The following is a 687-nucleotide window of genomic DNA, read 5'->3' on the forward strand; positions in this document are numbered from 1 at the left end:
ATACTTACCAATGATATGTAATACTTAGCTCTAGTAAAACAATCGCTAACCAATCAAATATAATCAATTCTTATTAGCTATATTATACTACGTTTTTATTAATCTTCCAACATTTTATCAAATTGTCAGAAAAAAATCCTTCATCTCATTATTGAAGATGAAGGATTCTCTTTATGGATAATGACTTGTCCCATATTACTATAAGATCATTCGCTACAATTACCAATTAAGATTTAAGTTAAGAACAATTGATAGAAGAATGAATGAAACAGCTAAGATTTTCGTACCTTTTTCCATCTTTCCTTCCATAGAACGTCCTTTGTTCTTACCCCAGTATGTGTCAGCTACACCACTGATTGCTCCTGTTAGACCAGCTGATTTACCTTCTTGCATAAGTACAACAATTGTCAATGCAATACAAATTATCGCATATATAATAGTTAAAACAACTTTTAATGTCGCCATCGATTACACCTCCTAAATAGTCTTCTGAATAGCAACTAGTCACTAAACATTTAGTCTAATTCTACCATAATAATTACAGATTTTCAACATATATTTCATCGTCATAAAGGGTTGCAGTTTGATAACAATTGCAACCCTTTATATAAATATACTTATTTCTTAATTAATAATGATTTTCCAGTCATATCAGCTGGTTTTGTCATTCCCATCATTTCGATTAAT

At 30.0% G+C, this 687-nt stretch carries 1 protein-coding gene; it reads right to left on the bottom strand.

What is annotated here, in order from left to right:
• Positions 1 to 219: 219 nt before the first annotated feature.
• Positions 220 to 465: a preprotein translocase subunit SecG gene (secG, locus tag ACW2QF_RS19045; RefSeq protein ID WP_455717597.1), complete on the bottom strand. Its 246-nt coding sequence runs from the start codon at positions 463 to 465 to the stop codon at positions 220 to 222.
• Between the last annotated feature and the right edge of the window lie 222 nt (positions 466 to 687).

The sequence above is a fragment of the Anaerosporobacter sp. genome, from assembly GCF_965301125.1.

Excerpts from the sequence above, each read along its gene's own strand:
- secG (WP_455717597.1), bottom strand. The coding sequence starts at position 465 with ATGGCGACATTAAAAGTTGTTTTAACTATTATATATGCGATAATTTGT.